Here is a 20,455-nt window from a genome sequence, read left to right as displayed (position 1 = left end):
TTTCCCACTCCCGAGCCCCACCCACCACCATCCCGAACCCGACCCTGGGGAGGTGAACGCAATGTCAGCTCTGCTCGCGCGTCTGCGCTCCATCCGGACCTCTGAGTCCGGCGTCAGCCTCATCGAGGTGATCGTCGCCATGATGATCTTCGCGATCATCTCCGTCGGCGTCGCCTACTCGCTGCTCTCCGCGTTCACCATCACCGGCGACTCCCGGTCGCGCGCCGTCGCGAGCAACCTCGCCGCGCAGGAGATCGACCTCGACCGTTCCAGCGGCGACCTGTTCTCGCTCAACAGCACGGACACCGACAAGCAGGTGCGGGTGCCCGCCGGCACCGGCCTCGTCTACTCGATCAAGCGCATCGCCAGCTGGGTCTACGCGTCCGGCGCGGACGTGAACTGCAACGCCTCCGCCGCGTCGTCCATGCTCTACAAGCGCATCCGTGTCGAGGTGAGCTGGCCGAACATGATCGGTCAGCCGGTCACCTCGGACACCGTGATCGCACCCTCAACGAAGGTCAGCATCGACACGCTCGGCACCATCCTCGTCTCGACGCGGTCCGCCGCCGGAACGCCCGTCGCGGGCGTCGGCGTGGCGGTCTCGCCGAACCCCGGCTCCGTGCCGACGGCGACCGACAGCATGGGCTGCAGCTACGTCCTCAAGGTGCCAACGGGCACGTACACCGTCACGGCGTCCCTGCCCGGCTACGTCGACCCGCTGCAGAACCCGACGCCGTCGTCGACGACCGTCAAGGTGGAGGCCGGCAAGAGCACCTCCGCGAGCTTCACCTACGACAAGGCCGGGACGATGAAGTGGTCCTGGCCGACGGGCGGTGTGATCGTGCCATCGACGGCGAGCGTCAGCTTCCTCGGCACCTACGGCGTCTGGAGCACCGCGGCGAGCTCCCCGACCACCGCTACGCTGTTCCCGTCGACCGAGTACGACGTGGTGGCCGGCACCTATGTCCCGTACACCGACTCCACCAACTCGGGCTGCCGGTCCCCGAATCCCGGCGACTGGCCCCAGTACACCTCGGCGGGGAAGACCTACGCCGCGCCGGCCCCTCCCTCCGGCACCGTGGCACCGGGCGCCACCGCCACGCCTCTGGACATCGGGAAGCTGCCGATGGGCACGATCACGGTAACGAATCCGTCGAACCAGACCGGCAAGCTCACCATCCGGGCGGTGAGCACCGCGCCGTTCGTCTCCGGCGACCCCGGCTGCACCGCCAAGCCGCAGGCCATCGACTTCAGCACCCAGCTCGGTGCGTCCGCGAACAGCAAGATGACGATCGCCCTTCCCTACGGAGCGTGGACCCTGAAGTACGGGACGTCAACGAACCCCACGACGGTGGCGCCCTCCTCGTGGCTCTCCGTCCCCACCGGCGCGACCGGTGTCACCATCGGCTCCGGCGGCGCCTTCACCCTCGACCCCCGGGTGGTGCAGCCGTGACCCCCGCGCGGCTGCACCACCGCCTGCGGCGCGACGAGAGCGGCATCAGCCTGGTCGAGTGGATCGTCGCGATGTTCGTCTTCGGCATCGTCATCACCCTCATCGCGAACCTTTACGTCAGCACCACGCGCGCGATGGACAACGCGCAGAACACGAACCAGAACACCCGCTCGGCCTCCAACGCCATGAACGAGGTCGCCAGGATGCTGCGCGCCGGGACCGACAACCCGATCCAGGCGACCGGCTTCGGCACGCCGCCGCCGAACGACCCCGCGTTCGTCTACGCGCGCAACGAGTCGGTGCTGTTCTACGCGTTCGTCAACCTGACCGGCACCGCCCAGCAGCCCATCCAGGTGCGGCTGCGCATCGACGCGACGACCCGCAAGCTGTACGAGGACATCTGGCCGGCGACCAACATCGGCAACGGCTACTGGTCGTTTCCCGCCGAGTCCACGACCCCGCAGAAGACCAGGATTCTCGCCGACGCCATCGCGCCGCAGACCGGCACGGCCCCGTGGACCTTCACCTATCTGGATGCGAGCAATAACCCCATCACGACGAGCGCGGGAGCGGCGGGCGGTGTCGCCAACGTCAAGACCACGCTGGCGACCATCGCCGCCGTCCAGGTGTCGCTGACCATCCTCACCAAGCTCGGGGTCACCGCTCACTCAGTGACGCTGCAGAACTCCGTCGGCCTCCCGAACCTCGGACAGAACAGGGTGATCTCATGATGCGGAGTGTCAACGCCTGGTTCCGCGCCATCCGCGAGGGCCGCGAGGACGGCATGGCCCTGATCACCGTCGTCATCTTCGGGACCGTCCTCGTGATGCTCGTCGCGACCGCCGCCGCCTTCGCGGGCAGCGGCGCGATGAAGTCGCGGACGGACGACGACTGGAACGCCGCGATGGCCGCCGCGTACGCCGGGCTCGAGGACTACAAGGCCCGGCTGGCGAACGACAACACCTACGTGCAGTACCGGAACCCGGACGCGCCGTTCTCGGCGACCAGCACGGGTGCCCTCCCGCCGACGACGAACCGGGCGCTGCTCCTGGGCACGGGGCCCGACAAGTGGGCCCAGGTCCCGTCCGGCGACCCGGACAAGCCGTCTCGCGCCTACTACCGCTACGAGGTCGACAACTCCCAGTACTCGACGACGGGCGTCGTCCGGCTGCGCTCGACCGGGATGGTCGGCACCGAGATCCGCTCGATCGTCGTCAACGTGCGCCAGACCGGCTTCATCGACTTCCTCTACTTCACGGACTTCGAGGTGAAGGATCCGTCGCAGTCGAACAGCGCGTGCGCGACCTCGACCGGCAAGCCGAACTACGCCTGGTACTACTCCACGAACACCCATGCCAGCGCCTGCACCGAGATCCAGTTCGGCGCGAACGACACCATCAACGGCCCGCTGCATTCGAACGACACCCTGCTCATCTGCGGGTCGACGTTCAACGGGCCGGTGACCACGTCCAACCCCAAGACGCCGTTCTTCACGAAGGTGGACGGCTGCGCCGACCCGATCTTCAACAAGGGCACGCCGACCCTGGATGCGACGATCGGGATGCCGCAGACCAACTCGCAGATGAAGACCGAGACCCGGCTGGACGTGGACTCGGTCAAGCGGCCCGGCTGCCTCTACACGGGACCGACGATCATCACGTTCACCTCGGACGGGAACATGAACGTGAAGTCGCCGTTCACCTCGGTCACCCAGATCAAGGGCGACCCAGCCGGGGCCGGATCGGGAACGCCGGCCATGTGCGGCACGCCGGGCAACGTCGCCAATGGCCTCGGTTCGCCCGGTGGTGCGACCATTCCCGTCATCCCGCAGAACCTCATTTACGTGCAGGACGTACCGTCCGTCCCGACCACCACCGACAAGAACGGCTGGCCGTCGGGCACCTGGCCGACCGGCTTCACCTGCACCAACTCGCCGACCACCGGATCCGGCTTCACCTTCGGCACCGCCGCCTTCCCGATGGCGAACGAGGACGTCCCGACGGCGAGCCCCTCGCACTACGGCTGCCGCAAGGGCGACGTCTACGTTCAGGGAACGGTGCACGGCCAGATCACCGTCGCCGCTCAGGACTACGTGTACATCACCGGCGACCTGCTCTACCAGGACTCCACCAAGGACATCCTCGGCCTCGTCGGCAACAACGCCGTCTGGGTCTGGAACCCGTTCAACGGCAGCACCCCGCTGCTCGGCAAGAACCGCACGATCTACGCGGCGATCCTCTCGGTGGCGCACACCTTCATGGTGCAGAACTACGACAAGGGCACCGCGAAGCGCGGCACGCTCAACGTCTACGGCGCCATCGCCCAGGAGTACCGCGGCACGGTCGGAACGGCGGGCTCGCCCGGCACAGGATATGACAAGAACTACAACTACGATCCCCGCTTCAAGTACACGGCACCGCCCAAATTCCTCTCGCCGGTCTCCACGAGCTACGGCGTGAGCACGCTCGTCGAGGTGCCGAAGGCGTTCACGCCCGACGGGAGTGCAGCCGGATGACCGGCGCGACCGCCTCCGCGCTGCTCTGGTCCCTCGTCGTTCTCGGTGGGGTGCTCGGTCTCGCCGTCGGTTCCTTCCTGAACGTGGTCGCCTACCGCCTGCCGATCGGCGCCTCCCTCGTGAGTCCGCCGAGCGCGTGCCCGGGATGCGGCTCGGCGATCCGGGCATACGACAACATCCCCGTGCTGTCCTGGCTGGCACTGCGCGGCCGGTGCCGGGACTGCCGCGAACCGATCAACTGGCGCTACCCCGTCGTCGAGGCGGCGACCGGCGTGCTGTTCGTCGTCGTGGCGGTCGTCTTCCTGCCGGGATTCGGGACGGGGAGCGCGGTGTCCGCCGCGCTGACCCTGGCGGCCTTCCTCTACCTCGCCGCAGTCAGCGTTGCCCTGGCCGTGATCGACATCGACACGCACACGCTGCCGAACCGGATCGTGCTGCCGGCCTATGCCGTCGGCGGCCTCCTGCTCGGGGCGGCGCTGATCGTCGACGGCGAGTGGGGGAGGCTGCTGTCGGCGGCCGTCGGCTGCGTCGGGGCGTTCCTCTTCTATCTCGTCCTCGCGCTCGCCCGACCGGGAGGGATGGGCTTCGGCGACGTCAAGCTCGCGGGTGTGCTCGGCCTGTACCTCGGCTCCCTCGGCTGGGCCCAGCTGGCGATCGGCGTCTTCGCCGCGTTCGTCCTGGGGGGCGTGTACGGCATCGCGCTCACGCTCGCCCGGCGCGCCACGCGGCGCAGCGGCATCCCATTCGGCCCGTGGATGCTCGCCGGGGCGTGGCTCGGAATTCTCGCCGGCGGACCGCTCTGGGCGGGCTACCTGGCTCTGATCGGACTCGGCTGAGGCCGGGGAAGGAGGATGGCATGTCGACCAGCATCGTGGGTGTGGACATCGGCAACGGCATGATCCGCGCCGTCGAACTCGCCGACCCCGCAAAGCCGAAGCCGACGCTGTTGCGGCACGCGGAGGTCCCGCTGCCGGAAGGCGCGGTGAACCGCGGAGAGGTGCTCGAGCCCAACACCGTCGCCGCGGCGCTGCGCGAGCTCTGGCGCAAGGGCGGCTTCAAGACGCGCGACATCGTGCTCGGGATGGGCAACCAGCGGGTGCTCGCGCGCGATCTGGCGATGCCGCTGATGTCGATCGAGCGGATCCGCGAGTCCCTCCCGTTCCATGTGCAGGACATGCTGCCCGTGCCGGTCGCGGACGCACTCCTCGACTTCTACCCGGTCTCGTACGGACAGAGCGAGGGCGGCCCCGTCGTCAACGGCCTGCTGATCGCGGCCGTCAAGGATGCGGTTCTCGCCAACGTCCGCGCCGCCGAGCTCGCCGGTCTCACGCCGGTGGACGTCGACCTCATCCCGTTCGCGCTGAGCCGGGTGCTGCTGACCCGCGGCGAGCCGAGCGGATTCTCGGCGCTGGTCGACATCGGGGCGAACACCACGACGGTCGTGATCGCCGCCGACGGTGTGCCGCAGTTCGTCCGCATCATCCCCGCCGGCGGCAGCGACATGACCGAGGCGCTCCGCTCCGGGCTCGAGATCGCCCCGCACGAGGCGGAGGGGGTCAAGCGCACACTCGGACTCGCCTCGCAGGTGAGCAGCGTCGACGAGCAGCGCGCGGTGGAGATCATCTACCAGGCCGCCGGCGAGCTGCTGTCGAGCCTGCGGAACACGATCAACTACTTCGTGAACACCCGCCCGGACGCCCGCGTCGAGCGCGTCGTGCTCAGCGGCGGCGGCGCGGGCCTGCAGGGACTGCCGGAGGCGCTCGGTGAGATGACCCGCCTCCCCGTCGTGCCCGGTGACCCCTACGTTGCTGTCGGGTTGTCCCGGTCCTTGAACGCGGATGAGCTCCGCGCGAAACGCTCCAGCCTGACGGTGGCGCTGGGCCTGGCGATCGGAAGTGCAGCATGAGCAGGACCCAGACGACGTCCTCGGCGGCGACCGCCGAGAAGCCGGCGAAGACCAATTGGCTGACCCGCCCGATCGGCGGTTCCGGCAAGGCCAAGCAGCCGAAGGGACGCGCGGCGGCGCCGGCGCTACCACCGGCGCCGGTGGAGGGCCCGCCCGGCGGCGCGGCCGCGCCTCCGTCCGTTGCCGCAAAGGGTGGGGCGGCCGCCGCGGCGAAGGACGCACCGAAGGCCGCGCCCGCGCCGATCGCGGTCGGCGGAGAACCGCGCGTCTCGCTGATCCCACCGGAGGTCCTCGCGCGCAGGAAGGCCCGCGGCGTCCGCCGGTCCCTCGCGTGGGGCGTGCTGGGAGTCGTCCTCATCACGGTCGCGGCCGTCGGCGGTACGGCCGTGCTCGGCATCCGGGCGCAGATCGATCTCGTCGCGGCGCAGGCGCGCACCGGGGAGCTCCTGGCCGAGCAGGCGCAGTACACCGAGGTACGGAAGGTGCAGGATCAGGTCTCCCTCGTCGAGGCCGCGCAGCAAGTGGGCGCATCCACGGAGATCGACTGGAAGGACTACCTGCAGAAGGTCCAGGCCACACTGCCAGGGGACGTCAGCATGACGGCGGTCACCATCGACTCGTCGACGCCGCTGGCGACCTACGCGCAGCCGACCGCGCCCCTGCAGGGCGCCCGCGTCGCAACTCTCACGTTCGAGGCGTCCAGCCCGACGCTCCCGGTCGTGCCCGTCTGGCTGACGGCTCTCGCAAAGCTGCCCGGCTTCGCCGACGCGACCCCGGGTTCCGTGAGCCTGGATGAGACGACGAAGACCTACACCCTCAGCATCACGATGCACATCAATGAGACCGCCTTCGACCGGCGGTTCGACTCCCAGGAGAAGTGAGCATGGACAAGAACCGGCTGTGGATCATCTGCAGCGTGCTCGTCATGGCCCTCGTGCTCGCGGGCGGCTGGTTCCTCGGCGTGCAGCCCCAGCTCGCGGCGATCGGCGACGCCGAGTCTCAGACCGCCTCCGTGCAGAGCACGAACGACCAGTACGCCCAGGCGATCGCGAAGCTGAAGAAGGAGTCCGAGGATCTGCCCGCGCTGAAGAAGAAGCTCGCCTCGCTCGCGGCGTCCGTGCCGGAGGGGTCCGCCATCCCGGCCTTCGTCGATCAGTTGAACGCCCTGTACGCGTCCTCGAACGTGGTGTGCGTCGACCAGTCGTTCTCCGACGCCGTCGCCTACACGCCGGTCGCGCCTCCGGCAGCAGCGACCCCGTCGAGCACGCAGACCCCCGCTCCGGCGGCGACCGCGGCGCCGACGCCCGCCCCGACTCCGGCGGCGACGGCCGGCGTCCCGCCCGTCGTGAACTCCCTGATCACGACTACGAACTTCGCCGCGCGCCCGGTCTCCGTGACGGTCCGCGGCCAGTACGCGGACATCCTCACCTTCGTCAAAGGACTGCAGAGCGGATCGAGGCTCTTCCTCGTCACTTCGCTGAGCACGGCCCCGACCACGGGTGCGGACGCGCCGCCGGGTTCCCTCGACGCCAAGATCGCCGGCTACGTCTTCTCGCTGACGCCGGACGGCCAGACGGGCGGCGCTCAGCAGCAGGGCGGTGCAGCGCAGCCGCCTGCGGAGGCCTCCAAGTGAGCTGACCCGCCCCCGGCCCGCCCTCCCTCGGATTGGGGTGCCCCGTTGCTACAGTGGGCACGACTGATGGATGCCCGACCGGGCCGATCGAGGAGTGGCATCATGAGCGACACCACGCCGGAACCCGCGCCGAAGCCGAACGGCGCGAACACCGGGAGCGCCGAGGACGTGCGGAGCACGGACACCGCAGGCGCCGCCGCGTCCGCGCCGGCCGCACCCGCGACCTCCCCGGCCGAGTCCGCGGCCGCGGAGCCGTCCGCCGCCGAGCCGCGCGACGCCGATCCCGACGTGACGAACCCGCCGTCGAGCCCGGTCTCCGCCCGTGGTCACGTGAACCGCCCGGCCGGCGAGGATGCGGCACAGGCCGCGCCGGCAGCAGCCGCGCCCGCACCCGCGCCCGCGCAGGCCATCGAGCCCGAGCCGTCTCCCGCCGCCACCGAGGACGACGTCGCCGCCGCCGTCGCCCGCTCCACCGACCCGTCCGGGCAGCCCGGCGCGACAGCGGCCGGGTCCGCATCCGTCGACACCGCCTCGCCCGCGCAGTCGGCCACGCCCGTCATCGCCGCCGCCGAGGCCGCGAACCTGCAAGCGTCCAACGCGTCAAACGCATCCGCTGCGTCCAGCGCGACTACCGCGACCGCCGCCTACGGCGCCGCCCCCGCCGGCGAGGCCACCTGGGCTCCCGAGCCGGCCACGCAGGTCGCGCCCCAGCAGCCCGGACCGCAGCCCGTCGCTCCGATCTTCCTGCAGCGCCCCGAGCCGCCGAAGAAGAAGAGCAACCGCGGCGTCGGCATCCTCATCGCCCTGGTCGGCACCGTCGCGTTCGCGCTGCTCTGGGTGGTCGCGATCGTCCTGATCGGCGCGCTCATCACGCCGGGCAACGAGCTGCTCTCCACGCTCCGCGACTACTTCACCGCGCACTACTCCGGCTGGGTCCCCGTCGTCGCGTTCTTCATCGGGATGGTCGTGCTCATCCAGATCGTGAACCGCGCGCGCTGGTGGGCGTACATCCTCGGCGGCCTGTTCGTCGCCGTCTTCGTCTACCTCGCCTACGTGGGGGCCGACCTGATCGACCTGCGCTACTGGCAGCGGACTCCCGGCGAGCGGGCGATCCTGCTCGGCACCGTGTGGCCGAACCCGTTCGCGGTCGTCGCCGGCGTGCTCGCCCGCGAGATCTCGATCTGGACCGGCGCCTGGCTCGCCGCCCGCGGCCGCAAGCTCAAGGCGCGCAACGCCGAGGCGCAGGCCGACTACGAGCAGCAGCTCGCCGACGCCCAGAACCAGGCGGCCGCCGCCTACGTGCAGCAGGGGTACTGATCGGAGCACAGCCGGATGCGTGACGAGCGCGCGTACACGACGGTCGTCGCGTGCTTCGCGGCCGGGCTCTACCTGGCGGTGCTGGTCGCGGCGTTCGGCCTGATCTCGCTGGCCACGAACACCGAGGTGATCGCCGACCCGTCGGCGGGGCCGCTGGTCGGCCCGGTGATGACCGGCGCCGCGGTCGTGATGCTGCTGGTCTTCCTGATCGTGCTCGGCCGGCGCGTGCCCGGTGCCGCACAGCGCGTCGCCCCCGGTGTCGCGTTCGGCGTCGCGGTCGCCTGCTACGCGGTCTACATCGGCGCCGGCGGTGTGGTCGGCGCGGCCGGTGACCCGAGCCAGCCGTTCCACTACTTCCTGTTCGCGTTCGACCAGCTGCTCAGCTGGTACTCGCTCACCGTCGCCGTCGCCGCGTTCGTGGTGACCCTGCTCTACCAGCTGGTTCTGGTCGGCCGGTTCCAGCAGCGCGGCCGCCCGCGCTGGCCGTGGGAGCGCGACGACGACGAGTGAGCGTCACACCGGCAGCTGCACCCGCGTGAACGTGCCCTTGTGGATGTACATCCCGCGTCCGGGAGGGAACTCCGACCTGTTCAGCCGCGGCAGCGGCGTCTTCAGCAGCAGGTCGCCCTCCATCGAGTCCGGCTGCAGCAGGATCCCGCGCCGCCCGTTCTTCACCTCGCCGAGCAGCGGCCACGACGACCCCCACGCGCTCGTCTCCGCCTCGGCAACCAGCAGATGGTCGCTGCGGCGTGCGGCGCGCACCAGCTCCACGATCGGGGAGTCGGCCGGGGTCTGCAGGAAGTCGCCGATGCTCTCCACGAACACCGCGATCCTGCCCTCGGTGTCCGGATCGGTGACGGCCGCCGTGAGGTCCTTCGCGAGCTCGGCGGCGTCGGCGGGCGTGAGCGCCGTGCCCGCCCACAGCGGGGAGGCGGCGAGCGGCGACCGCGACGAGCCAAGGTAGTAGAGCCGCGCCTGCGGGTCGAAGCGCGCGAGCGAGGACGCGAGCGTCGCGAGCGCGGTGGTCCGGCCGCTCGCCGGTGGGCCTGCGACCAGCATCGTCCCGCTCGGCTCGAACCCGTACGGGCCGAGGTCCACGTCGCTGACGCCGAGCACCGGGCTGTCGCCGTGCGCGACCGGCAGCGAGGACAGCGGCACCTCCTTCGGCAGCGACCCGATGGCCGGCGCCGGCCGGATGCCCGCCCGCTCCATCGCCTCGGCGAGCCTCCGCACCGCCTCGGACTGGTCGGACACGGCGCGGGAGCCGCCGAGCACGGCGATCTGCGTCTCGAAGCCGTCCACGATCGCGCGGCCGGGAGGGGACGCGGGCGAGAGGATGTCGTTCGGCACGTCGAGCATCCCGTAGCCGTCCTCGGCGAGCCGCAACACGACCCGGCGCTGCACGAGCGCGCCGATCGCCGTCGGCACGGCGCCCGCACGGTCGCCGGTGAGCGCGACGTGCATCCCGAGCCGGCGGCCGTCGGCCAGGATGTCGCGGAACACGTCGTACCACTGCGAGCGGCCCGCCGGGATCTCGAAGTCCTCGCGGAAGCTCGGGAAGCCGTCCACCAGCAGCAGGATGCGCGGCTCGTCCAGGCGCCCGGTCAGCGACCGGTACTCTGTGATGCTGGACGCGTTCGCCTCCGCGTAGCGCGGGCCGCGCTCCTCCAGCGTCTGCTTCAGCGTGCGGAACAGCCGGATGATCCGCTCGGCGTCGTCGCCAGGGATGATCGAGCCGACGTGCGGCAGCTTCTCCAGCATCCGCAGGCTGCCCGCGCCGAAGTCGAGGCCGTAGACGTGCACGGGGCCGCCGCGCGGCGTGATCGCCGCGGCGGAGGCGATGGTGCGCAGCACCGTGGACTTGCCGGAGCCGCCGGTGCCGTAGATGGCCAGGTTGCCGTCCACGTCCGGCCGGAAGTACACCGGGCGCTGCTCCTGACGGTCCGGGATGTCGGAGACGCCGAGCAGCAGTTCCGCGTCCGTGCGCTGCCGCAGCAGGCCGAGGTCGTAGCCCGCGGCGAGCTCGTCGAGCCACGGGCGGCGGGGCGCGGGGATGCGCGCCGCGCTGTGGGCGCGCACGATCGAGGCGACCAGACGTTGCTGGTCCGTCGGGCCGAGGTCGCGGTCCGGCTGCTCGGCCGGGCGCTCCTCCTCCCAGCGCACCTCGCCGCCGAACCTCAGCTCGGCGACCTCGATGCCCGCTCGTTCCGGCTCGCGGGTCGTCCAGCCGCCGCCGTACGCCGACTGGAAGGTGGTCAGCCGGCCGGGACCGGTCTTCGCCATCCCGCGGCCCGGCAGCCCCTGGTCGAAGTGCGCCGCGTCCGGCACCCCGACGACGTCCTGGCTGTCGGACTCGTCCGCCATCCGCAGCGCGATGCGCAGGTTGGTGTTGGCGCGCAGGTTGTCCTTGATCACGCCGGCGGGTCGCTGCGTCGCCATGATCAGGTGGATGCCGAGCGAGCGTCCGCGCTGGGCGATGTCCACGACGCCGTCGACGAACTCGGGCACCTCGCCGACGAGCGCGGCGAACTCGTCGATCACGAGCACGAGCGCGGGAGGGCTGTCCGGGTCGCCGCGCTTCTCCAGCTCCAGCAGATCCTTGGCCTTCTTGCGGTTGAGCAGGTGCTCGCGGTGGTGCAGCTCGGCGCGGAGGCTGGTCAGCGCACGGCGCACGAGGTGCGGGGAGAGGTCGGTGACGAGGCCGACGCAGTGCGGCAGGTTGACGCAGTCGGCGAAGGCGGAGCCGCCCTTGTAGTCGACGAAGAGGAAGGTGACCCTGTCGGGGCTGTACTCCGCCGCCATCCCGAGCACCCACGCCTGCAGGAATTCGCTCTTACCGGCGCCGGTCGTGCCGCCCACGAGCGCGTGCGGACCCTGCGTGCGCAGGTCCAGGTGCATCGGGTCGACCCCTGCCGACCCGATGGTCGCGCGCAGCGTCCCCGGCCGGCGTTTGGCGGGCCGAGCGCTTGAGGAGCGGTCGTGGATGGACGCGTTCTGCCGCCAGCGGTCGATGACCGCGGACGACGACTCCGCCAGCTCGTGGCCGAGCAGCGTGACGAGGGACACCGAGCGCGGCAGATCGCTGGCGTCGGCGACGAGGGCGCCCGCGTCGATGACCGGGGCCATCCGGCGCGCGTAGTCGAGCGCGGTCGCGGCGGAGACCGGCTCGGTCACGACGTCGGTCACCGTCTCGCCCAGCCGCACGAAGCCGGCGGTGGCGCGGTGTGGCTGGTCGGTGTGCGCGAGGTACGTGCGGCACACGGCGGGGAGCGCCGCCACGTCGTCGGAGATCCAGACCGGGAACACACCGGCGTCGGCGGCGGCCTCCGCGAACTGCACGAGCCGGGCCCGATCGAGGGCGACGTCGTCGGAGATGACGACGACGACGGCGGGCACCGGGGACGGCGTGCCGTCGACCGTCTGGCCGCCGCCGACCTCGGCGCCGCGCTCGAGCGCCGCGCGCTCCTGCTCCATCGCTCCGCGGCGCTGCGCGGACCGCTTCGCCGTGGCCAGGCGCTCCTCCACGAGCCCCTCGAGCGCGCTCAGCACGCTCGCCGCGCTCGATGCGCTGTCGGCCAGGTGTCCTCCGGCGACCGGGCTGTGCGGGGAGGAGGTGTGCGGCATCCACTTCAGCCAGCCCAGCTCCTTCGACCAGCGCGGCGAGACCAGTGCGGCGACGGCGAGCTCGGCGGGGGAGTGCAGCGCGGTCAGCTGCACGAGCACCGAGTTGACCGACCCCGCCGCGTGCTCCGCGGGTCCTGCGATGCCGAGGGCGCCCGACTCGTAGAGGTTGTCGAGCACCGGCACGTCCTCGACGCGCTCGTGCGAGCGGATCACCGCATCCAGGCGCTCCTGGAACTCCGGGATGAGCTCGCCGCGTTCGCTCGACTGGATGCTGTTGCGCGAGGTCATCGAGCCGCGCCCGAGCTGCAGGTTCAGGAACGACCAGTGCTCGGGGCGCCGGGTCCACAGCAGCGGCCCGCGCAGCACGGCCTGGGACAGCGCGTCCGCCGTCGTCGGCGTCTCCGCTCGACGCAGCTCCGTCTCCCGGACACGCTCCTCGTCCAGCTTGTCCGTGAGCGCCGCGAGACGCTGCTCGAACACGGCGATCTGCTTCTTCAGCTTGCGCTTTCCCCTGGTGCGGCTCGCCACGTAGTTGCCGATCAGCATCACAGGGGACAGCAGTACGAACAGCAGCGTCGTCGGCTGGCGGGTGATGAAGAACATCGCGCCGCCGAGCAGCACGGGCGCGATCATCGCCAGCAGCGGGAAGGGCGGGTCGTCCTTCTCTCCCGGCACCTCCGGCGCCTGGAACACCTGCCCGGTGTAGCGGCGCTCCACCCGCGGCGACCGGTTGAAGAACACCGGCCCGGCGGTCGGCGTCGCCTGCGGCGCCTCCGATCCCGCCGCGACCGACAGCTCCACCTCGGTGTCGCCGATCAGCAGCGTCTCGGAGCGGCGCACGGTGAACCGGGTGACCAGGCCACCGTCGACGACGACGCCGTTCGCCGAGCCGAGGTCGACCACCTCCACACCGTCGCCCGCCTCGAAGCGGACGTGCCGCTTCGACACCAGCGGGTCCTGCAGCACGATGTCGCAGCCCTCGTCGCGGCCGAGCACCGTCGAGCCCGAGCGCAGCGGGAAGTCGCGCCCGGCGTCCGGACCGCTCAGGATGCGCAGGGTCGCGAGCACCGGCGTCTCGCCGAGCTCCGGGGGCGCGTAGTGCAGGCCGGCATCCGCGAGGGCGACCGTCGCGCCGCTCCCGATCCACGCCTCGCCGACCGGGGCGTCCGGCGGCAGGATCAGCGGCTCGGCCTGGCCGGGCAGCTGCGCGCGCAGGGTGAGCGCGGCGTCGTCGGCGAGCGTGCCCGTGCGCTTCGGGTCGATGCGGCCGATGGTCGCGGCGATCTCGGAGATGCTGGCGGCGGCGTCGGCGGTGACGACGATGTCGTCCGTGCTTCCGGCGGAACGGGCGAGGGTGAGTTTCAGGCGCACGATACGCACCATACCCACGCGCGCGCGTGGACGACGATGGGGACCGCTCCCCATGGATGCGGCTTGGGTTCTGTCCCACCGGATGGGGACCGCTCCCCATGGATGCGCGTGGCCCACCCGGGTAGGTTGCTGAAGGCAGGATGCCCGTGACCAAGGGGGAAGAAGTGTCCGACCTCGTACTCAAGCTCGACGAACTCGTCCAGCTGCGCGACGACCTCGACGCCGTCGTGCGCGAGTTCCACAACGCAGACGACTTCAGCGACTCCGTCGCCGACGCGACCGGCCACGACGAGCTCGCCGGCCACGTGCGCGACTTCGCGCACAAGTGGAACGAGAAGCGCAAGAGCATGACCGAGAACGTGGAGAACGTCCAGAAGGTCATCGCGGCCGTGGCGGACAACTTCACCAAGGTGGACGGCGACCTCGCCAAGGCCCTCGAAGAGAAGAAGTGAAGCAGGGAGCGGAGAAGAAGTGAGTGACAAGGAATTCCAGCCGCTGACCGGCGACCCCGACCTGCTCGAGACCAAGGCCAAGCACTACCAGGCGATCGGCGAGGCCATCCAGCGGGCGTCGAAGGAGCTGAACAAGATCCACGACGTCGATGGCTACAAATCTCAAGCGGTCGACAAGCTCAAGGAGATGTCCAAGGACACCGCGGACGACATCTCGAAGGCCAAGGACCGCTACGCGAAGACCGCGTCCGCGCTCATCGCCTACGCCGCCTCCCTCCGCGAGGCGAAGGACGACGCCGACAAGGCCATCGCCCTGATCAACAGCAAGCAGGCCGACGCCGACGCGGCGAAGACGGCGGCGAAGACCGCGCACACCGACGCCCAGAACGCCAAGCCCGACGACGCGTCCACGGCCAAGAAGTCGGCGGACGACGCCGACGACGCCGCCAGGGACGCGAACGCCGCCCTGCAGGCCGCCCACCAGGCCTGGTACGACGCCAAGGACAAGAAGGACGGCGCGGCGAGGAAAGCGGTCGACGCGATCGTCGACGTCGTCGACCACCACAACAACGGTCTGAAGAACCCCGGGTTCTGGGACAAGGTCATGGATGTGATCAGCACCATCGGCGACATCGCCGGCGTGCTCGCGATCTTCTTCTCCTGGGTGCCCATCCTCGGCCAGGTCCTCGTCGTCATCGCCCTCGTCGCCTCCGTCATCAAGCTGGTGGACGCAGTGGTCAAGTACGCGAAGGGCGAGGGCAGCATCCTCGGCATCGTCGGCGCCGCCGTCGGTGTCGCGCTCAGCCTCTTCGGCGGACGGATCTTCGCGTTCCTCGGCAAGGCCGCGCGCGTCAAGAGTCTGGCCCGCGTCCCGAAGCTCGCCGCCGGTGCGCAGCGCACCTCCCAGGACGCGCTCAAGCTGCGCATCGCCGACCGGCTGATGACGTCGGCGAGAAGCAAGCTGTTCCAGAAGCCGCTGGACGACGTCAACCCGGTCAAGATCTGGCAGGCGGCCGGCGAGTCCGCCGCGGGCCAGCGCGAGGCCTACCGGGCGCTGGTCACGGACGGCGCGGACAAGATGAAGGCGATGCGCACGCTGCTCGGCATCGACAAGAACATGACGTCGGCCGTGATCCACGACGCCCGCGACCTCCAGTGGCGGAACCCGCTCACGGCGGTCGTCGCGTACCATCAGGGCAGCGCGCTGTACAACAAGGCCGCGGGGCTGGCGAACGTGCCGAACTCCATCGACACGCTCGTGAACAAGTTCAGCGGCGGCCCTGCGCACTCGGACGCCCCGAAGCTGCCGAGCGTCGACCTGACCAAGTTCGCGGTCGACCACGCCGACAGGTACACGCCGACGTACAAGTCCAACAACGTCTGGGGAGGCTGAGCGGATGTCACTGAGGCCGCGCGACATCGTCGACATCTCCTTCGAGGCGCCGGAGGGCTGGTTCGACGTCGAGCTGCTCGGCGAGCCGGGCTCGGACGACTGGCCGGAGCGGCTGGCGTCTGCGCTCGCGTCCCCGGGCATGGCGGCGCAGCTCCGCGTGCTGCAGCAGGTGCTGCACGCCGAGGACCCGACGGGCGCGACGCGCGCCAGGGTCTACGTCCCCGAGCCGACCGCCGGGGTCATCTCCGCCTACCAGACGTACGAGCTGCTCCGGCTGGAGGTCGACGACACCCCCGAGAGCTACCTCGCCGCGACCGACGCCGAGAGCGCGCACAGGGAGCCGGGCTACGAGGTGATCGGCTACCGCTCGTGGCGGACCGCGCATCCCCTCGGCGAGCTCGTCGGCTTCACCCACCTGACCGCGCTGGAGGACGACGCGGCCGGGGACGCGCTGCTGGAGCAGCGGGTCGTGTTCGCGATCTTCCCGGTCGGCGCCGCGCAGGCGTTCCACACGATCTTCCGCTCCGGGTTCATCGGCGGCTTCGACGACATGGTCGCCGAGACGCAGGCGATCGCCGACTCCGTCCGCGTCACCCTCGGGGAGGCGGCATGAGCGACGCGCGGTCCGTGACCGTCGAGGACGAGCTCACGATCGTCTTCCCCGGCACCTGGGCGATGATCCCGCTGAACGACCCGGAACGCTCCGCGCGGAGTATCGCCCGGCTGGTCAGCGAGCGCGTCGGCCGGGCCGACCGCCTTGCCCGCGTCCGCCGGACGGCGAAGGCGGAGCTGGAGAAGCTGGTCGCGCTCGCCGAGGACTCCGACGCGTTCGCGCTCGCGATGTCCATGGAGATCCTCCCCGGCGTCCCGTTCCCTGCGTCGATCGTGATGGCGCGCGAGGCGCTGCCCGCGGGTGACGACGCGGAGGCGCGGCTGGAGCGGGCCTTCCCGGACGGGGAACCGCTCGCGTTCTCGTTCGGCCCCGTCCGCAGGCGCTCGAGCGTGCGGCAGACGACCTACGAGGAGGAGTCGGCGCCCGAACTGCTCGCCGACTACCGGTTCGAGGCGCCGGACGGCGAGCGGATCATCCACCTGCGGGTGAATGCGCCAATGGTCACCGACCCCGACCTCTACCTGGAGCTGTTCGACGCGATCGTCGACTCGATCAGCTTCCGCGCACCGCTCGAGCGGCCGGCTGCCGGTTGAGCTGACCGCGCGCCGCGCGGACGACCAGCAGCACCGTCAGTGCCACCAGCGCGAGCGTCACGATCGTCCAGACCACGGCGGCGACCGGCCCGACGGGCCACAGCAGCCAGCCGGCGAGCAGGAACGAGGCGAGCCCGTACGGAATGCCCGCAAGCAGCACCCCGCGGCTCGGGCGCCAGCCGAGGAACATCACCCGCGCCCAGAACTCCGTCCACGGCGTCAACCGGACCGGGAGCAGGGACATCGCGGTCGGCAGCACGGTGATCGGGCCGATCACGTCGCGCGACCAGCCGGTGCTCGAGAGCCTCTCGCCGGCGTATCCCGGCGAGAGGCTGCGGACGACGTACGTCCAGGCGAGCACCGCGAGCGGGACGGCCCCGAGCGCCAGCGTCACGTACGCGTAGCCGAGCAGCGGGACGAGGAGGACGACGACGAGCAGCAGGAAGAGCACCGTGGAGACGACGTCCGACTCCAGGAGGAACGCCCGCGCGCTGAAGTCGCCGTCGATGCCGAGCCCGATGGTGAGGGCGAGCGGGAGGGCGAGCACCACGACGGCGAGCACGGTCCACACGAGCGCGATCAGCAGATAGCCGAACGGACGCAGCGCGCGCTCCGTCCCCGACGGCGGGGTCGCGGAGCGGTCGGATCGCGTCTTCGCCGCGGCGGAGCGGGCAGCGGGCGAGGCCGGGTTGGGCTTCATCGGGCTGTATTTCGGCACGCGTCCCAGGCTAGACCGGCCCGTCCACGCACGCGAGCGGAGGGGATGGGTACCGCTCCCCATTCCGTCCACGCCGCCGTCCTGGTTAGGTGGATGACAGCTGGCCGGCCCCGGGGGACGGCCTTCCAGACGACACCGAAGGGACCAACTCCTCATGGCCAACATGAACGTCACGTACGGCGAGATGACCGATGCCGCCAACCGCCTCACCGCGGGCAAGGACGACATCACCGCCAAGCTGCACGAGCTCCAGAACCTCGTGAACGGCCTCGTCAACGGCGGCTTCGTCACCGACCAGGCGTCCGGAGCGTTCCACAGCTCCTACGAGCAGTTCACGAAGGGCACCACCGAGGCCGTGAACGGTCTCGACGGGATGTCGCAGTTCCTCACCAAGGCGGCGGACGCCCTGCAGAACGTGGACAGCGAGCTCGCCAAGGGCATCGGCGGCTGAGCCGGACCGGCACGCACGCTTCCAGACGAGCGCGGGTACCCCGAACGGGTGCCCGCGCTCGTCGGCGTTCGGCCATAGGCTGTCCCTCGGTCGAAGGGGGAACCGTGAGTCTCGAGCCTGCTGCAGCGCCGCCACGCCGGGTGCGCATCCTTTGGTACTGGTGGGCGCTCGTCGCAGCCGCGGTCCTGTCCACCGCGGCGGCCGCGTTCTTCTCCGCCACCACGATCGCCGCGGTGCAGGCGACGCCACGGATCGCCGTCGCCCACTACCTGGACGCACTGGTGCACGGCAAGGCGAAGGAGGCGATGCGGCTCGGCGGCATCGCAGCGCGCGACGGCGACCTGCTCCTCACCGAGAAGGCGTACGCAACCGCGTCCGACCGGATCACCTCGTACACGCTGGCCGCACCGGTCACCCGTAAGGGCGTGACGACGGTGAAGGCGACGGTGCAGCAGGGCGACCGGCCATACGAGCGCACGTTCCGGGTGGTGCGGGCGGGCGGCCTGCCGTTCCTGCCGCTCTGGGCGCTCGCCCCGGTGACCCCCGACACCGTCGAGGTCCAGGTCGCCGGCCCGACGGGCCTCACCTTCAGGATCGCCGGCGTCACGCCGAAGCCGGGCACCGGCGTACTCAAGCTCCGCGCGCTTCCCGGCAGCTACCCCGTGGACGTGACCTCCGCGAGCTCCGACTTCTCCGCCGATAGCGGTGTCGCCATCTCGCACCCCTCTGGCAGCGTCGTCACGCCGACCGTCTTCGCCGCCCGGCTCTCCGAGACCGGCTACGCCGACGCCAAGGCGGCCGTCGAGTCCTGGCTGGACGCGTGTCTTGCCACGCAGGACGCGGCGCCCGCCAACTGCCCCTTCACGGTGGGGGAGCCGGCGACCGACGGCATCCGGATAAGCGACCTGCACTGGTCCCTCGTCGCCCGACCCGACGTCGACATCCTGTACGGGGACTGGTATGACGGCGGCTGGGACGTCCGCGCGTCGGGGGGCACCGTGACGGCCTCCGCCACGCTGACCAGGATCACCGACGGGGCGACGACGCACGTCACCACGGGCGACATCCCGTTCGCGTACGCGGGAACGGTGACCTTCACCGGTGACGGCGCCGTCTTCACGCCGCTGCGGAACGACGGTTCCTCGCAGGGCTGACCGCCCTTTCGCCCTGCGCGGACACGGCACTAGCACGCCCGCGTTCATTTGACCGTCAACCGCGCGGACGATAGTATTTATCGGGTGTGCGCTCTGTCGCGCGCTTGTTGTGTGCTCGCGAGGGCCGACACCGAGCGAGCCGGCACGTACTCATCCGATGGGCGGAGAGACCGCACGGAATCACCGCCCCCACGGCATATCGGCCATCGGTCCGATACCCCTCGAATCCCGAATCGACCCGCGACGCGGGTGGATCGGGGTGCGGGGAAAAAGCAACAACTGTCACCGTGCAGTCCATATAAGGAGAAGTCAGTGCCAACCATTCAGCAGTTGGTCCGCAAGGGCCGGACGCCGAAGGTCACGAAGACCAAGGCGCCCGCCCTGAAGGCCAACCCCCAGCAGCGCGGCGTGTGCACCCGCGTCTACACGACCACCCCGAAGAAGCCGAACTCGGCGCTTCGCAAGGTCGCCCGTGTCAAGCTCTCGAACGGGACCGAGGTCACCGCGTACATCCCCGGTGAGGGCCACAACCTGCAGGAGCACTCGATGGTGCTCGTCCGCGGCGGTCGTGTGAAGGACCTCCCCGGTGTGCGCTACAAGATCGTCCGTGGCGCCCTCGACACCCAGGCCGTGAAGAACCGCAAGCAGGCTCGCAGCCGCTACGGCGCGAAGATGGAGAAGAAGTAATGCCTCGCAAGGGTCCCGCTCCGAAGCGCCCCGTCGTCGCCGACCCGGTGTACGGCGCGCCGGTCGTCAGCCAGCTCGTCAACAAGATCCTCCTCGACGGCAAGAAGGGCCTCGCCGAGCGCATCGTCTACGACGCGCTCGAGGGCGTCGCCTCGAAGTCCGGCCAGGACGCGGTCACCACGCTCAAGAAGGCGCTGGACAACATCCGCCCGACCCTCGAGGTCCGCAGCCGCCGCGTCGGCGGCTCGACCTACCAGGTCCCGGTCGAGGTCAAGCCGCACCGCGCGAACACGCTCGCGCTGCGCTGGCTCACCAGCTACGCCAAGGGTCGTCGCGAGAAGACGATGACCGAGCGTCTCACCAACGAGATCCTCGACGCTTCCAACGGCCTCGGCGCCGCGGTGAAGCGCCGCGAGGACACGCACAAGATGGCCGAGTCGAACAAGGCCTTCGCCCACTACCGCTGGTAAGCACGGCACCGCTGGTAACCCAAGTCATCCAGGAAACACTGGCGTCCGTCCGGGTGTTGCACTCTTCGTGAGCGCCGCACCCGGACGGCACCACTTCCACTCTCT

General features: G+C 70.6%; 19 protein-coding genes. 17 read left to right on the top strand and 2 right to left on the bottom strand.

The annotated features are described in order from the left end of the window. Positions 1–61 precede the first annotated feature (61 nt). The 9 genes from AAME72_RS02710 (at position 62) to AAME72_RS02670 (ending at position 9,334) form a co-directional block, all read left to right on the top strand. A complete protein-coding gene (locus tag AAME72_RS02710; protein ID WP_348788699.1) occupies positions 62–1,453 on the top strand; it encodes a prepilin-type N-terminal cleavage/methylation domain-containing protein in 1,392 nt (463 codons plus the stop codon). After that, positions 1,450–2,184: a prepilin-type N-terminal cleavage/methylation domain-containing protein gene (locus AAME72_RS02705; RefSeq protein ID WP_348788698.1), complete on the top strand. Its 735-nt coding sequence runs from the start codon at positions 1,450–1,452 to the stop codon at positions 2,182–2,184. The genes AAME72_RS02710 and AAME72_RS02705 overlap by 4 nt, the downstream gene beginning before the upstream one ends. Next, entirely contained in the window at positions 2,181–3,968 is a 1,788-nt protein-coding gene (locus AAME72_RS02700; protein WP_348788697.1) for a hypothetical protein, read from the top strand. Before AAME72_RS02705 ends, AAME72_RS02700 begins: the two co-directional genes overlap by 4 nt. Continuing rightward, on the top strand, positions 3,965–4,804 hold the full coding sequence (locus tag AAME72_RS02695; protein WP_348788696.1) for a prepilin peptidase: 840 nt from the start codon (positions 3,965–3,967) through the stop codon (positions 4,802–4,804). Before AAME72_RS02700 ends, AAME72_RS02695 begins: the two co-directional genes overlap by 4 nt. A gap of 20 nt (positions 4,805–4,824) precedes the next feature. Next, positions 4,825–5,874 carry a type IV pilus assembly protein PilM gene (gene pilM / locus AAME72_RS02690; protein ID WP_348788695.1) on the top strand — a complete coding sequence of 350 codons (1,050 nt, stop codon included), beginning with the start codon at positions 4,825–4,827 and terminating at the stop codon, positions 5,872–5,874. Beyond that, positions 5,871–6,755, top strand: a complete 885-nt coding sequence (locus AAME72_RS02685) for a hypothetical protein (protein WP_348788694.1) — start codon at positions 5,871–5,873, stop codon at positions 6,753–6,755. Before pilM ends, AAME72_RS02685 begins: the two co-directional genes overlap by 4 nt. Before the next feature lie 2 nt (positions 6,756–6,757). Then, positions 6,758–7,507, top strand: a complete 750-nt coding sequence (locus AAME72_RS02680) for a hypothetical protein (protein ID WP_348788693.1) — start codon at positions 6,758–6,760, stop codon at positions 7,505–7,507. Between the two features lie 102 nt (positions 7,508–7,609). Next, positions 7,610–8,824 carry a hypothetical protein gene (locus AAME72_RS02675; protein WP_348788692.1) on the top strand — a complete coding sequence of 405 codons (1,215 nt, stop codon included), beginning with the start codon at positions 7,610–7,612 and terminating at the stop codon, positions 8,822–8,824. A gap of 15 nt (positions 8,825–8,839) precedes the next feature. Beyond that, positions 8,840–9,334: a DUF6121 family protein gene (locus tag AAME72_RS02670; protein WP_348788691.1), complete on the top strand. Its 495-nt coding sequence runs from the start codon at positions 8,840–8,842 to the stop codon at positions 9,332–9,334. A gap of 3 nt (positions 9,335–9,337) precedes the next feature. On the opposite strand, the gene AAME72_RS02665 is transcribed toward AAME72_RS02670, so the two are convergent. Beyond that, positions 9,338–13,819, bottom strand: coding sequence for an FtsK/SpoIIIE domain-containing protein (locus tag AAME72_RS02665; RefSeq protein ID WP_348788690.1), 4,482 nt, complete (start codon positions 13,817–13,819; stop codon positions 9,338–9,340). A gap of 164 nt (positions 13,820–13,983) precedes the next feature. Here AAME72_RS02665 and AAME72_RS02660 point away from each other — a divergent pair, with 164 nt between their 5' ends. The 4 genes from AAME72_RS02660 to AAME72_RS02645 are packed head-to-tail and all read left to right on the top strand — an operon-like array spanning position 13,984 to position 16,870. Further along, positions 13,984–14,271 (top strand): hypothetical protein, encoded by a 288-nt coding sequence (locus tag AAME72_RS02660; protein WP_314146757.1) that lies wholly within the window; start codon positions 13,984–13,986, stop codon positions 14,269–14,271. Between the two features lie 19 nt (positions 14,272–14,290). Further along, positions 14,291–15,664 (top strand): putative T7SS-secreted protein, encoded by a 1,374-nt coding sequence (locus AAME72_RS02655; protein WP_348788689.1) that lies wholly within the window; start codon positions 14,291–14,293, stop codon positions 15,662–15,664. A gap of 4 nt (positions 15,665–15,668) precedes the next feature. Next, a complete protein-coding gene (locus AAME72_RS02650; protein ID WP_348788688.1) occupies positions 15,669–16,277 on the top strand; it encodes a hypothetical protein in 609 nt (202 codons plus the stop codon). Continuing rightward, positions 16,274–16,870, top strand: a complete 597-nt coding sequence (locus AAME72_RS02645; protein WP_348788687.1) for a hypothetical protein — start codon at positions 16,274–16,276, stop codon at positions 16,868–16,870. Before AAME72_RS02650 ends, AAME72_RS02645 begins: the two co-directional genes overlap by 4 nt. Here the strand turns inward: AAME72_RS02645 and AAME72_RS02640 are convergent. Continuing rightward, positions 16,830–17,588, bottom strand: coding sequence for a hypothetical protein (locus AAME72_RS02640; RefSeq protein WP_348788686.1), 759 nt, complete (start codon positions 17,586–17,588; stop codon positions 16,830–16,832). The genes AAME72_RS02645 and AAME72_RS02640 overlap by 41 nt on opposite strands. Before the next feature lie 154 nt (positions 17,589–17,742). Here AAME72_RS02640 and AAME72_RS02635 point away from each other — a divergent pair, with 154 nt between their 5' ends. From AAME72_RS02635 to rpsG, 4 genes are all read left to right on the top strand, one after another. Continuing rightward, the gene (locus AAME72_RS02635) at positions 17,743–18,039 is read left to right on the top strand and encodes a WXG100 family type VII secretion target (protein ID WP_314146762.1); all 297 of its coding nucleotides are present in this window, start codon (positions 17,743–17,745) and stop codon (positions 18,037–18,039) included. A 140-nt stretch (positions 18,040–18,179) separates the two neighbouring features. Then, positions 18,180–19,193, top strand: coding sequence for a hypothetical protein (locus AAME72_RS02630; protein ID WP_348788685.1), 1,014 nt, complete (start codon positions 18,180–18,182; stop codon positions 19,191–19,193). 312 nt (positions 19,194–19,505) lie between these two features. Beyond that, positions 19,506–19,880, top strand: coding sequence for a 30S ribosomal protein S12 (rpsL, locus tag AAME72_RS02625; RefSeq protein ID WP_011186743.1), 375 nt, complete (start codon positions 19,506–19,508; stop codon positions 19,878–19,880). Next, the gene (rpsG, locus tag AAME72_RS02620; protein WP_301212339.1) at positions 19,880–20,350 is read left to right on the top strand and encodes a 30S ribosomal protein S7; all 471 of its coding nucleotides are present in this window, start codon (positions 19,880–19,882) and stop codon (positions 20,348–20,350) included. The genes rpsL and rpsG overlap by 1 nt, the downstream gene beginning before the upstream one ends. The last annotated feature ends 105 nt before the right edge of the window (positions 20,351–20,455 follow it).

Source organism: Leifsonia sp. NPDC080035 (genome assembly GCF_040050925.1).
In the GTDB taxonomy this organism is placed as follows: domain Bacteria; phylum Actinomycetota; class Actinomycetes; order Actinomycetales; family Microbacteriaceae; genus Leifsonia.
This window is presented reverse-complemented; position numbering and strand designations above follow the sequence as displayed.